This is a genomic window from Mesorhizobium sp. M0991, from assembly GCF_040318915.1.
Lineage (GTDB): Bacteria > Pseudomonadota > Alphaproteobacteria > Rhizobiales > Rhizobiaceae > Mesorhizobium.
Window position 1 is genome coordinate 193,632 of record NZ_JAMYNE010000008.1, and the last position, 13,455, is coordinate 207,086.

A 13,455-nucleotide genomic window follows, 5' to 3' on the forward strand; every position below is an offset into this window, starting at 1 on the left:
TGAAGTGGCATGACCGCTCGTCCTATCACCAAACATCTGGAACCAGCAGCGCCGGCGCGCCGACTCGGATCGATCATCGCCCCCTCTCCGGAAACCGGACATTCCATTGCGCTGAGCGTGACCCACGGATTTCACGCCGGCGCCGAAGTCAGTCTGGTCGAGCCACAATATACGATCGGCTCCAGCACTGAGTCGGACATTGTCCTGCGCGATGCCGGCATCGCACCGATTCACGCAAGGCTGCGGCGCAAGGGCAGCCAAGTTGAAATCGAAGCCGTCGGCGGCGATGTCACGTTGGCCACGGGCGAGACCATCCATGAGGGACATGGCAGCCGCTGCAGGCTGCCGCTCACCATAAGTGTTGGCGAGGCGCGCATCAAGCTGGTCAGCCTGCAACGCGTACCCAATCGATGGTCCTTTGCCAATCGCCCGCTGCTAGTCGCGAGCAGCGTTCTCTGTGCGGTTCTCGCAATTTCCGTCGCCGCGAACGGGTTTTCTTTCGCCAAGCAAGAGATTGGCGCAAAGGCGTCCTCTCAAGACGGGCAACCAGTCAGAGTGGCTTTCGTCGGCCAGGCAGGGGAAAAAATCCTGGACGATTCATCGCCAGCGCAAATCCACACTGCCGCCGAAGCGGAAAGCCAGCTCAAGCTGCGCCTCGAGCAATCCGGCATAAGCACATTAACGGTTCTGCAATCGGAGGGACGCCTCGTGGTCTCGGGTATGATCCCGAATGACAAGAGTGATGTCTGGGCACAAACGCAATCCTGGTTCGATCAGTCGTTCGGCGCTTACCTTCCCCTCATCTCAAACGTCATGGTTGGCAATGCGCAGCAGGCCCCGCGCCTGAGGCTGCAGGCGATCTGGTATGGCGAGCGGCCCTACGTCATCGCAGCCGATGGGGCGCGCTATCACGAAGGTGCATTCACCGATGACGGCTGGGCCGTCAAACACATCGGCGAAACCGAACTTTTCCTGACCAAGGGCGGCGCCACGGTCGCGCTGAAATATCCGTGAACCGGCGGCTTGAAGCGGCACGATTCGACACGGCACGGGTTGACACGGCGGGCCGCGAGGGGCGGCAGGCGGAAGGTGTGCGGGGCCAGGCCATCAGCCGGCGGCGGATGAATGGGGTCGACAAAGCAGCAAACCGTGCTCAGGGGACGAAATCAGCCGCCGGTGCAGAAAGGCCGGAAACGGCGGAATTCCAGGCTTCTCAAGGTGCGGCCGGCGAGTCGCTCGACGAGATACTCGCCAATTTCGTCATGCCCAATATTCCCGAACCAGCCATCCTGCGTCGCTCCGTGCCTATTCTCCAGCATCTTGTAACGCACCTGGTCCCAAACCTGGAGGGCGGGGAGCAACTCAAGACGCTCGCCAGAACGCTGATGGAGGATGAAATCGAGCGTCATCGCGATCTGCTTGGTCGCATGCAGGAAGGATAGAACTCTGACCGAGCCGCGTGACACCGTGCATCTTTTGCATGTCCTAGGCTATCTCTACGGGTGTCACGGGCAGGCAAAGCGGGGCGCGGCCTACCTGCTTATTGCTGCACAGCTCTCGCCGGGAAATGCCGGCATCCTCAGAACGTTGGCGCACCTTCTCATACTCGATGGCGAGGCGGAAAAGGCGCTTGCCACGATTGCCAGGCTGGAGACCTTGGAAGGAATGGATCACCCGGTGCTTACATTGCTGAAGAGCCGCGCCTTGCTCGTGGCGGGGCGCAAGACGGAGGCGCGCAGTGCCTTGCTTAACTTCCTGTCGCAACGAGGCGTCGGATGACCGTCTCGGAACGACTGATGCAATTTCTTGCCAGGCTGTCACGCCGCAGCGATCTGGTCATTGCCATCCTGATGCTCGTCGCGGTGGTGATGATGCTCATTCCATTGCCGACGTTTCTCGTCGACATTCTCATCACCGCAAACATCGCCATCAGCGTGCTTATCCTGCTGGCCTCGTTCTACGTTTCTCATCCACTCCAGTTTTCGTCACTGCCGTCGGTCATCCTCATCGCCACTTTGTTCCGGCTGGCGATCACGATCACGACCACGCGACTCATCCTGCTCCAGGCCGACGCAGGCGAGATCATTACCGCCTTCGGCACCTTCGTCGTCGGTGGCAGCATTGCGGTGGGCCTCGTCATCTTCCTGATCATCACTGTTGCGCAGTTCATCGTTGTTGCGCGGGGTGCCGAACGCGTCGCCGAGGTGGCCGCGCGCTTCACGCTCGATGCGCTACCGGGCAAGCAGATGAGCATCGATGCCGAGTTGCGCAACGGCGACATCGATCAGGCGGAGGCACGCCACCTGCGCCAGCAGCTGGAGCGCGAGAGCCAGCTGTTTGGCGCAATGGATGGCGCCATGAAATTCGTCAAGGGAGACGTGATCGCAGGCATTGTGATCATTTTGGTCAACCTGATCGGTGGTTTCGCAGTCGGTACGCTGCAGCACGATATGTCGATCGGCGACGCGGCTGCGACCTACACGCTGCTCACCGTGGGCGACGGCCTGGTGGCGCAGATACCTGCACTGCTCGTCGCTGTGGCCGCCGGCACAATGGTGACGCGCGTCGGCAGCGCGGACGGAACGGGCGATCTTGGCCGGCAAATAACCAGCCAGCTGCTGCGCGACTCCCGCGCGCTCGCGCTCGCCGCGGTGATCATGGTCGGCCTTGCCATGGTGCCAGGCTTCCCCTCCATCGCTTTCCTAGTCCTAGGTGCCTGCTGCGGAGCCGGCGCCTATGCAATCAATCGCCGCACCGCCCAGGAATCCGAGCCTCAAGACATCGGCCATATCGCCGCGCCTGCACAGCGGGGGAATTCCGCGTCGCTTTCGGCAATCTCCACCGCAACACTGTCTCCGTCCTACCGCGTCGTCGTGCGCTTCGGAACCGAGCTCGGACGCTTGGTCCCGGAGCTCGAATTTGCCGCGCTCGCCGACGGCGTGCGCCGCGACCTCTTCGGTGATCTCGGTGTCGACGTTCCGGCCATCGGTATGCAGGTCGACGAGATGCTTTCGCCACGAAGCGTCCGTGTCGATCTGGAAGGTGCGCCCATCTTGGATGCCGAAATTCGTGCCAACCGTGTTCTTGTCGAAGCGGACACGACGCATCTCGATCTGCTCGAAATACCCTACGAAAAAGGTTCTCCGATTGCCGGTCTGCGTAAATTCGAATGGGCCGATGACAGCTACCTGTCAGCACTGAAGGAAGCCGGGTTCGTCTTCTCAACGCCGGTGCAAATAGCGGCCAAATGGACCGGCCATGCACTTCGTCTTTATGCCGGCCATTTCGTCGGGATTCAGGAGACACGCAGGCTGCTCTCGGACATGGAACCGGATTATGCGGATCTGGTCAGGGAGGCGCAGGAGACCGTGCCGCTCCAGAAGATCGCGGAAGTGCTCCGCCGGCTCGTCGGGGAAAACGTCCCGATCCGCAATCTGCGCCTTATCCTCGAGGCACTCATCGAATGGGGCCAACGCGAACAGGACGTCCTCTTGCTGACGGAACATGTCCGCACATCCTTGAAGCGCCAGATCAGCTTCCGCTTCGCCGGCCGCAACAACATCATCGCGGCCTATGTGCTGCAGCGGTCGGCCGAAGACATCCTGCGAAACGCGGTGCAAAGCACGTCGACCGGCACCTTCCTGAATCTGTCGGACGATGATGCGCAGGCTTTGGTCACCGAAATCGAGCGAGCCCGGTCGCAGAACGCCACCGATGTTTCACCGGTCGTCCTCGCCGCGATGGATGTGCGCCGTCACATGCGCAGCCTGCTGGCACACAATGGCATCGAGCTTCCGGTCCTATCCTTCCAGGAACTCGCACACGAGTTCAATGTCCAGCCGCTGGCCACGATCGCCGGCCGCTCCGGCAAAGCCGGCGCGCGCGTCGTCTCCCATTCGCTCCCGTCGGCTCAGGCGAATGCCGCGCAGGAGGCGCCCTCCTGACGCCAGCCGGACGGACGACATTGGGGATTCAGGAGAGAAATGGCATGACCATCCACAACACCGCGGCAGGCGTAGGATCAGCCGCTTTCGCCCGGCGGGCAGATTTAGGCCGGCTCGCTATCGCGACGATTGGTGTCCTGCTGGCGTTGTTGCTCACACTGGCCGATGCGACGGCACAGAACATATCAGCGTTGCCGAGCAAACCAACGGTCGGCTTGCCGGTCGGGCAAGGACGCTTATTGCGGTTCAATGAACCGGTCGAATCCGTGCTGATTGCCGACACCACGATCGCGGACCTTCAGGTCGTGTCGCCGAGCATGGTCTATGTGTTCGGCCTCAAACCCGGCCTGACCAACCTCATTGCGATCACGGCCGATGAACGGATCGAGGCAACGGCCCAGTTCCGCGTCACCCCCGATGTCACGCCTGCTACCGAAGCCAAGCAAGCAATGCAGCCGAGCTCGGCGACAAATCTCCACATTTTTGGCACCCGTATCGTTGCAACAGGCGAGGCGCGAGGCGTCGATGAGGCAACGGATCTGGACAATGTCGCCCGGACCTTCTCGCCACCGGAACAGCCGCCGCTGAACAACATGACCGTGCAGGGCTCACAGCAAGTCAACATTCGGGTTCGCTTCGCCGAGGTCTCGCGCACGGAACTGCAGTCCTACGGCGTCGACTGGTCCGTCGGCTACAGGAGCGGCGGCTTCGAATTCAACATGTTCCAGGACAACGGTGTGCCCTCGGGCAACGGGAATTTCGGTTTGAACATGGACCAGGCGCATGGCCTGAACTTCGACATTCTGATCGAAGCCCTGCAACGCAACGGCATCGTCAAGATACTGGCCGAACCGAACCTGACGGCCATGACCGGTCAGACGGCAAGCTTTCTCGCCGGTGGCGAAATTCCGGTTCCGATCCCGCAAGGAACCGACGTCGTCACCGTCCAATACAAGCCCTTCGGCGTGTCCCTCGGCTTCACCCCGACGCTGATCGGCCGCAATCGCATCGCGCTCCATGTCCAGCCGGAAGTCAGTTCTCTATCTGAGACCGGATCCGTAAGCGCCAACGGTTTCGCCATGCCGAGTTTCGTCGTGCGCAAGGCCGACACCACGGTCGAAGTGGCGAGCGGTCAGACATTTGCGATCGCCGGCCTTTTCCAGCAGCGGACTTCGCGCAATCTGGAAAAGTTTCCGGTGCTGGGCGATGTACCGGTGCTTGGCCCGCTTTTTCAATCACAGCGTTTCCAGCACGAAGAGACCGAACTGGTCATTTTGATTACGCCCTATCTGGTGGAACCGGTGCGCGACAGCCTCGCCACGCCGCTTGATCGTCCGGCAGCCAAGCACCGCAGCCGCAAGCACGCCAATGACGCATCGGCGACGGGTCTGATCATCAAGTAACGAGGACCGGATATGACATCCCCCATCGCATTTTTCTGCGTTGTTCCAGCGCTGGTTCTGGCCGGCTGCGCGAGCAGCCCGCAACAGCGGCAGGATTATTCGCCTGGCTACAACTATGTTTCGACGGATGCAGGCGGCTCCGAGAAAGGTGTCGGCGGCTCAGTTCTTGCTCCCGATGCCTGTCTGGCCGAGCCAGCCGACGACGACAACTCTGCTGCCAAGACGAATCTGACGATCGTCTCCGGCGTCGGCTCCCATCTGCCGCCCGGTTGCGCCAATGCCTTCAATCTTCAGCGGATGTCCGAAAGCCAGCGTGACCTCGTAGAAGGCCGCCGCATGGGCCCGGCGGCGGGGGGGGGGGCCCCCCCCCCCCCCCCCCCCCCCCCGCGCCCCGGCCGGGGGGGGGCGCAACACGGCGCCCCCCCCCCCCCCCCGGGCGGCCCACCCCACCCCCCACCCCCCGCGCCCCCCCGAACCCCCCCCCCCCCGGGCCCCGGCGGCGGCGGCACCGACCGCGCGCGCGGCCCGTCGCTACCTCGATGGCGAGGAGGCTCCGATAGGCGGCGCCAACAGCGCGCCGTCGGTGCCGCAAACAACGCTCCCAGTCGAGTGAGCCGGCGCGGTATTCGCCCGCGTAGTGTCACCCTACGCGTCGCGCTTGGCGGAAGATCGCTTCAGGCCCTCCGGCCCGATTCGCTAGCCGAGGATGGAGCCGAGCGCCTTCGCTTTGGCCTGAGTGCTGCCCTTCAGCCGAATGGTTCTTGCGCGGGCAAGCAGGGTGGCCACCTCCTTGGTCGTCAGCCCGATTGGCGGCGAGGCCTTGACCTGGTCGGCCTGGCCAAGAAGCCCGTACACCACCACAATGTTGCGCTTGTGGTGCAATTGCGCATTGGGAGCGGCGGCAATTTTCTGCACCAGCGGCAGCGCCGCAGCGGAATTGTCTTCGAGGGCTGCCGCCAATGCCATGTTGGTCTCGACGTCAAGATCGCCCGGCGCAAGTCTCAACGCCTGGGCGAAAGTCTCCTGCGCCTGCCCTGTCTGCCCGGCGAAAGTCTGCGCAACGCCCAATCGGTTGTAGGCGCCGCTGGTGTTGACCAGCGGCGCTGCCTGCGCAAGCGCGCGCATGCCTGCATCGATATCGCCTACCTCCATCATCGCCGAGCCAAGCCCAAGCATTGCTCCCCCGTCATTGGGAGCTTTGGCCAGCGCGGCCCGATAAGCTTTGGCGGCATCGGCAGGATAGCCTGCCCGCATGTAAGCGTCGCCTGTCTTGACGAGCGCGCTCGCCTTGGCGCCCGGCATTGCTGCGGCGCGCTGGTAGAGCGCGATGGCGGTATCACTTTCTCCGCGCGCATCAATATCGTCGGCAAGCTTGATCAGGCGCTCGGATTGAGACGATGGGCCCTGCGCCTTGGCCTGCACGGAGCCGGTTTGGGTCGTCTGGCAACCGCTCAGCGCCAGCGCGACGACGACTGGCATGAATACGACACGCAACCGCAAATCCACCTCTCCGTATTCAAGCCCGTCCCACCTTACACAGGGCATCGGCCGACTGGAACCACGATAGTGCGGTAAGATTGCAACATGGCCGAAGAAGCTGAGGAAAAGAAATTACCGGCGTCCGACAAGAAGCTTCGTGACGCCCGCCGCAAGGGCCAGGTTTCGCAAAGCCGCGACCTGGTATCCGGCTTCACTCTTTTCGCAGCGCTTGGCTATCTCTATTTTTGCTGGCCGCTGCTCTTCAAATATCTTTCGGAACTCGTGCAGACTGTGACGGTGCCCGGCGGCTCTTTCGAGGAGGTCAGCCTGCGTGCCATCCACCACTCGTTCTCATTGCTGATGCTTGCCACATTGCCGCTAGTCGGCATCGTTGTGGTTCTCACCGTAGCCTTCGGCATGCTGGCCACGTTCGGGCCGGTCTTCTCGTTCGAGCCGCTCAAGCCGCAGTTCGATCGCATAAACCCGGCGAAGGGCCTTCAGAAGATCCTGTCGCTCCGCAATGTCATCGAGTTCGCCAAGGGCCTCGTCAAGGTGGTGTTCCTGGCAAGCCTTTTCGTATTCATCCTGATCGCCTGGCTACAGCCTCTCTTCGATGCGCCAGGCTGTGGTCAGACATGCCTGGAGCCGACCATCAAGGCGGTGATGACACCTCTCGGGACTGCCGCCGCCCTGGCCTTTATCGTCATCGGCTTGATCGATGTTCCTATTCAGCGCTGGCTGTTCCTACGGGACATGCGCATGACAACAACCGAATACAAGCGCGAACACAAAGATCTCGAAGGCGATCCATTGATCCGCCGTGAACAGCAGCGACAGCGGCGCGAAGCAGTGATGCAGCCTGCGAAGCTAGGTGTGAAAAACGCGGTCATCGTCTTGGTGTCAGGCGAGCGCGCCGTGGCGTTGCGCTACGTCAAGGGCGAAACGCCTGTGCCGACAATTGTCGGCAAGGGTCAGGGCCGTGCGGCCGAAGATATGATGGCTCAGGCGCGCGAGGCAGGTATCCCCATAGTCGAGGATGCCGTTACCGCCCAAGCGATCTTCGAAAATGCGAACATCGGGTCTTATATCGGCCAGCAGATGTTTTCCCCGGTCGTTCGCCACCTCGTCCGGCACGGGCTCACTTGAGCCAAAATCCTGCGATTGTCGTTCTATGCCAGTCTAGCCCTGTCGGCTGGTGGAAGCGAAGCGGAAGTCCGCTGGTCGCGCATCCGTCAGTGTCAAGGCGGCACGGCGGAAGACCGAGCAGGCCGATTCAATGAGGGCGTTTCGGAGGACCTGTCATGCCGCCCGATCCGCAGCTTGCGTTCATTCGCGTTGAATAACAATGCGTCCTCAGCCCCGGCTGGCCAGCAGCCTTGTCAGCCAATCCGGATCCATTTCCGGCACGGAGGATAAAAGCCGTTCGGTATAGGGGGCATGCGGCGGCGTGAGAATTTCGCTCTTCAATCCCTGCTCAACGACTTTCCCCTGGTGCATGACCACAACCTCGTCGGCGATCGCCCGCACGGTGGCAATGTCATGGGTGATGAAAATGTAGCTCATGCCGAGCTCGCGCTGAAGCCGCATTAACAGCTTGAGGATTTCCTCCTGCACAATCTGGTCGAGCGCAGACGTGATTTCGTCGCAGATGATCAGTTCCGGATCGGCGGCCAACGCTCGGGCGATGCAAACGCGCTGCTTCTGGCCCCCCGACAGTTCGGCCGGCAGACGATCCAAGTAAGTTTCGCTCATCTCGACCATGTGCATGAGTTCGCCGATCCGCCGATCCCGCTGCGCTCCCTTGAGGCCAAGATAGAATTCAAGCGGCCGAGCTATGACTTCTTCGACCGTCTGGCGCGGATTTAGCGCGTTGTCGGGCATTTGATAAATCATCTGTATGCGACGCAGAATCTCTTTTGGGCGGGTCTCCAGGGTCTTGGAAAGGGCCTGGCCGGCAAAGGAAATCGACCCCGAAAGCGGCGGCAACAGGCCGGTAACGACGCGAGCGAGCGTCGATTTCCCGGAACCGGATTCGCCGACCACAGCCACTGTTCGTCCACGTGGAACTTTGATGGAGACATCCTGGAGCACCTTGACCCTCCGCGCGTAAGCCGCGGTGACGTTGTCTATCGTAAGCAGATATTCATCGGCCGGAACTTCGGGCTTGGCGAGCTTGCGCACGGCCCAGAGCGTTTTGGTATATTCCTGGCTGGGCGAGGCGAGCATCTGGCGTGTTTCAGCCTCCTCCACGGTAAGTCCATCGCGCAAAACCATGATGCGGTCCGCCATTTGCGCCACCACCGCCAGATCATGCGTCACATAAATTGCAGCCGTGTTGAATTCCTCCACGACATTGCGAATGGAGGCGAGAACTTCGACCTGCGTCGTCACATCGAGCGCCGTCGTTGGCTCGTCGAAGACGATGAGGTCCGGACGACAGGCCATCGCCATCGCGGTCGTTGCCCGTTGCAACTGTCCGCCGGAAACCTGATGAGGATAGCGAAAGCCGATGGTCTCCGGGTCTGGAAGCTGAAGACGCCGATAAAGATCGACGGCACTCCGGTTCGCTTTCTCTCGGCTGGCAATCCCATGCGCCACCACAGTTTCGACAGTCTGGTCGAGGAGCCGGTGGGCCGGATTGAAAGAGGCCGCGGCGCTTTGTGCGACATAGGCGATACGGGAGCCTCTGAGGCGACGCCGCCCTGTTTCGCTGAGTGCCAGAAGATCGAGCCCGTCGAACAGGATCGAGCCCTGTGTGATACGGCAGCCCGGCTTGGCGTAACCCATCGCGGCGAGGCCAATGGTGGATTTGCCGGCGCCTGACTCGCCGATCAGGCCAAGAACCTCCCCCCGCTTCAGCGCCAGATCGACCCCGCGGACAATGGGATGCCATCGCTCGTCCGAGAAGCCCTCCACATGGAGATTGCGGATCTGAAGTAGATCCTTACCTTTTTCGCGCGAGGCCGGACCGCTACCTTTCATCCCGCAACCCGCTTGTTGCGTGCAGGAACCAGTCGACGACGAAATTCACGGATACCGTGAGGAGGGCAATCGCGCCGGCCGGCAGCAGCGGCGTGACATCGCCGTAGGTGATCAGGGTTGCATTCTCGCGCACCATCGATCCCCAATCGGCGGTCGGCGGCTGAATGCCGACGCCCAGGAAGGACAGTGCCGCGATCGTGAGGAATACGAAGCAAAATCGCAAGCCGAACTCCGCGACCAGCGGCGGCATGACATTGGGAAGGATTTCCTTGGCGATGATCCATTTCGGGCCTTCGCCGCGCAATCGCGCCACCTCGACATATTCCATCACTGCTACGTTAAGCCCGACGGCGCGTGCGAGCCGAAAGACGCGGGTGGAATCGAGCAGCGCAATGATGATTATCAGGCTGGTGATCGACGACCCGAAGATCGAAAGCAGCACCAGGGCGAAGATCAGGCTTGGGATCGACATCAACACGTCCACCGCACGCGAAAGTATCTGGTCGAGCCATCCCCTGTACAATGCGGCAAGAAGGCCGAGCGAGACGCCGACTGCGAAGGACAGCAGTGTGGTCGCGACGGCGATACCGATGGTGTTGCGCGCACCGTAAATCAAGCGTGTGAGCATATCGCGGCCGAGCTGGTCGGTTCCCAGTTTGAACTGCTGGCTCCACGATGCGAAGGCTTCGCTGAAGACCTGCGTTTCGCCGTATGGGGCGATCCAGTGCGCGAACACCGCAACGATGACATAGCCGATGATCACCAGGATGCCGAACCAGGCACTGAAGGGTGCCTTCTTCAGCGCCGTTTTGGCCCGGGTGGCACGCGAGCGCCTCAGCCTGTGAACCTGAGCGATGGGTTCGTAGCTGGTCATCGTGGATGCAAGAGCCTTGGATTGGTGGCGATCGAAATGATGTCGGCGGTCAGATTGAGCAGGATGTAGGTCGCCGCGAAAATCAGGGCGCAGGCCTGGACAACCGGAACATCCCTGGATTTGACCGCATCAACCATCAGCTGACCAATGCCGGGATAGACGAACACCACTTCGACCACGACCACTCCGACGACCAGATAAGCGAGATTGAACGCTACCACCGTGACGATCGGAGCCCAGGCGTTGGGCAACGCATGCCTGAGTACGATGGCCATCGGCGACATTCCCTTCAGACGCGCCATGTCGATATAGGGGCTTGCCAGCATGTTGATGATCGCCGCTCGTGTCATTCTCATCATGTGGGCAACAATGACGAGCGTAAGTGTGATTGCCGGCAAGGCTACTCTCCAGACATGCTCCCAGAATGGCGTCTGGTCGTTCACATTCGACAATGTCGGGAACTTGGGAAATGCGTTGAGCATCCAGTTCAGTGACACTGCGAGCCAGTGCGGCAGGGATTGTGCGAACTCGGATCCGATGAACGTGTCGCGCGAGATGACCAGATAGGCAAGCATATAGGCGACGAAAAACTCCGGGAACGAAATGGTTGTCAGCGTCACTGCGTTCACCAGCCGGTCGAACCAGCCATTGCGGTAGAGCGCAGCGAGGATGCCAAGTCCCAGGGCCAGCGGAACTGCTAACAGCGCGGTCATCGATCCAAGGAACATCGTATTGTAGAGGCGTGGCGCGATGATCTCAGCCACGGTTCGCCGGTACCCGGTGCGGCTCGCGAACGAAGAGCCGAAATCCCCGTGGAGCATCTGCCCGACCCAGACGAAGTAGCGCTCGACAGGCGGACGGTCGATGCCAATTTCTCGCTGGAAGGCGGCGACCGTTTCGGGTGTCGCGGATTGCCCGAGCGTCGCCTTGGCGAAGTCGCCCGGCAGCATTGCGATCGCCGAGAAGATAATGATGGACACGATGAACAGCGTGACCAGGCCGAGGCCAAGGCGCTGCAGAACCGTTCTTGCGACGGGGTTCATTTGCACGCGTTTCCCGTTGCGGCCGCTGCCCCGCCACATCCGGCAGGGCACACCGGGGCCAACCGGACCCTCGCAACCATCACGGGTCCGGCCCGCACTCTCACGCAGTGGCGATCCACCAGCGTTCGGCCATCTTCAGTCCATCGTTCTCCCAGTTCGGCGCCACTTCGCCATGTGCGAGCTTATTGGATTTGGCGCTGACGAAATTGTTGAAGACCAGTACGATGCTGCCGCCATCATCATGGGTCAGTTGCTGCATCTCGGCATACATTGCCGACCGCTTGGCCTCGTCCGTCTCGGCGCGCGCCTGGACAAGCAACTCGTTGAAGCGAGGATTTTTCCAGAACGACTCGTTCCAGCTGGAGTCTGCGGCGAAGGCTTGTGTGAACATCCAGTCGGCGGTCGCGCGACCGCTCCAATAGGAAGCGCACCACGGTTTCTTGAGCCAGACATTGTCCCAATAGGCGTCCTCGGCCTCGCGCACCACGTTTACGTCGATGCCGCACTGGCCGGCCGTCTCGCGGATGAGCGCAGCCGCGTCCACATCGCCTGCAAAAGCGGCATCGGCGACCGAGAGATCCACCTTCAGTTTTTCCATTCCGGCCTTTTTCAGATAATGCTTGGCTTTCTCCGGATCGAAACTGTGTTGCGGCTGCGGATTCGTGGCGAATTTGATTGCCGGCGCGATCGGGTTGTCGTTGGCCACGGTGGCGTGGCCGAGAAAGATCTTGTCGACGATCTCCTGACGATTGATCGCCCATTTCAAAGCCATTCGGACGTCCGGATTGTCGAACGGCGCCATCGTGACATTCATCGGCAACGTATAATGGCCATAGCCGGTGACCTCGACGATCTCCACCTTGGGATTGCGTTTCAACATGCCGAGGGTCTTGAGGTCGGCGCGGCCAATATAGTCCACCTCCCCTGTCGATAACGCGGCCATGCGAGCGGCGAGATCGGTGATGGCGATGAACTCCACCTCGTCGAGATAGGGTTTGCCGTTCTTGAAGTAGTTCGGATTGCGCTTGAGCTTGGCCGAAACTCCGGGCTGGAAGTTCTCAAGCACGAAAGCACCGGTGCGAACGCCTGATCCCCAATCCGCATTGCCATCCTTGGCCGGCATGATGACCAGATGGTAGTCACTCATGATGTAGGGGAAATCGGCGTTGCCGCTCTTGAGCGTGAAGACAACCGTCTCCGGGCCGTCCGCCTTGATGCTGGCGACAGGTTCAAGCAGCGGCTTCGCCGCCGATTTGGTTTCGTCGCCCATATGATAGCGCAGCGAAGCCACGACGTCGTCCGCCGTGACATTCTTGCCGTTGTGGAAGGTTGCGCCCTTGCGCAGCTTGAAGACCCAGGTTTTGGCCCCGTCCGATGATTCAAAGCTCTCGGCCAGGTCCGGTTGGACGTTGCCTTTCGCGTCGACCTCGGTGAGGCTGTTGGACATCGAGCCCGAGAACGCGGTTTGTGTGAATGTGTCCGGGTAGCCGGCCGGATCGATCGAATCCGTTGTTGCGCCATGTGCCATGCCGAGCTTGGCGAAGCCGCCCTGCAGCGGTTCGGCCCGGGCCGTGCTGACGAAGAGCTTGTCCGCAGCGGTAAGCGTCAGCCCAGCGGCCAGCCCAAGATGAATGAAGTCGCGACGGGAAATCTTGCCGCGGCCAATCTGGCTTTGAGCGATACCAAGCTTGTATTCAGATTCTGACATTTGACTCTCCCATTGCGGATTT

Annotated in this window: 11 protein-coding genes; 6 read left to right on the forward strand and 5 right to left on the reverse strand. The window is 61.2% G+C overall.

The window, feature by feature from the left end:
- Nucleotides 1-9 precede the first annotated feature (9 nt).
- From NKH70_RS14815 to NKH70_RS14835, 5 genes are read left to right on the forward strand one after another with little or no spacing between them, the layout of a single operon-like run.
- Nucleotides 10-1,014: a SctD/MshK family protein gene (locus NKH70_RS14815; RefSeq protein WP_352749238.1), complete on the forward strand. Its 1,005-nt coding sequence runs from the start codon at nt 10-12 to the stop codon at nt 1,012-1,014.
- Nucleotides 1,011-1,442 (forward strand): hypothetical protein, encoded by a 432-nt coding sequence (locus NKH70_RS14820; RefSeq protein WP_353025547.1) that lies wholly within the window; start codon nt 1,011-1,013, stop codon nt 1,440-1,442. The genes NKH70_RS14815 and NKH70_RS14820 overlap by 4 nt, the downstream gene beginning before the upstream one ends.
- Nucleotides 1,443-1,467: 25 nt before the next feature.
- Nucleotides 1,468-1,779, forward strand: coding sequence for a tetratricopeptide repeat protein (locus tag NKH70_RS14825; protein ID WP_352745154.1), 312 nt, complete (start codon nt 1,468-1,470; stop codon nt 1,777-1,779).
- Nucleotides 1,780-1,796: 17 nt separating this feature from the next.
- Nucleotides 1,797-3,944 carry a type III secretion system export apparatus subunit SctV gene (gene sctV / locus NKH70_RS14830; protein WP_352745151.1) on the forward strand — a complete coding sequence of 716 codons (2,148 nt, stop codon included), beginning with the start codon at nt 1,797-1,799 and terminating at the stop codon, nt 3,942-3,944.
- A 44-nt stretch (nt 3,945-3,988) separates the two neighbouring features.
- The gene (locus tag NKH70_RS14835; protein WP_352454230.1) at nt 3,989-5,347 is read left to right on the forward strand and encodes a type II and III secretion system protein family protein; all 1,359 of its coding nucleotides are present in this window, start codon (nt 3,989-3,991) and stop codon (nt 5,345-5,347) included.
- A 696-nt stretch (nt 5,348-6,043) separates the two neighbouring features.
- Here the strand turns inward: NKH70_RS14835 and NKH70_RS14840 are convergent.
- Nucleotides 6,044-6,841 carry a tetratricopeptide repeat protein gene (locus NKH70_RS14840; protein ID WP_353025549.1) on the reverse strand — a complete coding sequence of 266 codons (798 nt, stop codon included), beginning with the start codon at nt 6,839-6,841 and terminating at the stop codon, nt 6,044-6,046.
- Nucleotides 6,842-6,931: 90 nt separating this feature from the next.
- Here NKH70_RS14840 and NKH70_RS14845 point away from each other — a divergent pair, with 90 nt between their 5' ends.
- Complete coding sequence (locus tag NKH70_RS14845; RefSeq protein WP_353025550.1) at nt 6,932-7,972, forward strand: EscU/YscU/HrcU family type III secretion system export apparatus switch protein; 1,041 nt, start codon at nt 6,932-6,934, stop codon at nt 7,970-7,972.
- Between the two features lie 207 nt (nt 7,973-8,179).
- Here the strand turns inward: NKH70_RS14845 and NKH70_RS14850 are convergent, their stop codons facing one another.
- From NKH70_RS14850 to NKH70_RS14865, 4 genes are all read right to left on the reverse strand, one after another.
- On the reverse strand, nt 8,180-9,808 hold the full coding sequence (locus NKH70_RS14850; RefSeq protein ID WP_353025551.1) for an ABC transporter ATP-binding protein: 1,629 nt from the start codon (nt 9,806-9,808) through the stop codon (nt 8,180-8,182).
- Nucleotides 9,798-10,682: an ABC transporter permease gene (locus tag NKH70_RS14855; protein WP_353025552.1), complete on the reverse strand. Its 885-nt coding sequence runs from the start codon at nt 10,680-10,682 to the stop codon at nt 9,798-9,800. Before NKH70_RS14855 ends, NKH70_RS14850 begins: the two co-directional genes overlap by 11 nt.
- The gene (locus tag NKH70_RS14860; RefSeq protein ID WP_353025553.1) at nt 10,679-11,725 is read right to left on the reverse strand and encodes an ABC transporter permease; all 1,047 of its coding nucleotides are present in this window, start codon (nt 11,723-11,725) and stop codon (nt 10,679-10,681) included. Before NKH70_RS14860 ends, NKH70_RS14855 begins: the two co-directional genes overlap by 4 nt.
- Before the next feature lie 100 nt (nt 11,726-11,825).
- Entirely contained in the window at nt 11,826-13,433 is a 1,608-nt protein-coding gene (locus NKH70_RS14865; protein ID WP_353025554.1) for an ABC transporter substrate-binding protein, read from the reverse strand.
- Nucleotides 13,434-13,455: the final 22 nt, after the last annotated feature.

Coding starts and splice junctions, on each gene's coding strand:
- NKH70_RS14815 (WP_352749238.1), top strand. CDS start 10: ATGACCGCTCGTCCTATCACCAAACATCTGGAACCAGCAGCGCCGGCG.
- sctV (WP_352745151.1), top strand. CDS start 1,797: ATGCAATTTCTTGCCAGGCTGTCACGCCGCAGCGATCTGGTCATTGCC.
- NKH70_RS14835 (WP_352454230.1), top strand. CDS start 3,989: ATGACCATCCACAACACCGCGGCAGGCGTAGGATCAGCCGCTTTCGCC.
- NKH70_RS14845 (WP_353025550.1), top strand. CDS start 6,932: ATGGCCGAAGAAGCTGAGGAAAAGAAATTACCGGCGTCCGACAAGAAG.
- NKH70_RS14850 (WP_353025551.1), bottom strand. CDS start 9,808: ATGAAAGGTAGCGGTCCGGCCTCGCGCGAAAAAGGTAAGGATCTACTT.
- NKH70_RS14855 (WP_353025552.1), bottom strand. CDS start 10,682: ATGACCAGCTACGAACCCATCGCTCAGGTTCACAGGCTGAGGCGCTCG.
- NKH70_RS14860 (WP_353025553.1), bottom strand. CDS start 11,725: ATGAACCCCGTCGCAAGAACGGTTCTGCAGCGCCTTGGCCTCGGCCTG.
- NKH70_RS14865 (WP_353025554.1), bottom strand. CDS start 13,433: ATGTCAGAATCTGAATACAAGCTTGGTATCGCTCAAAGCCAGATTGGC.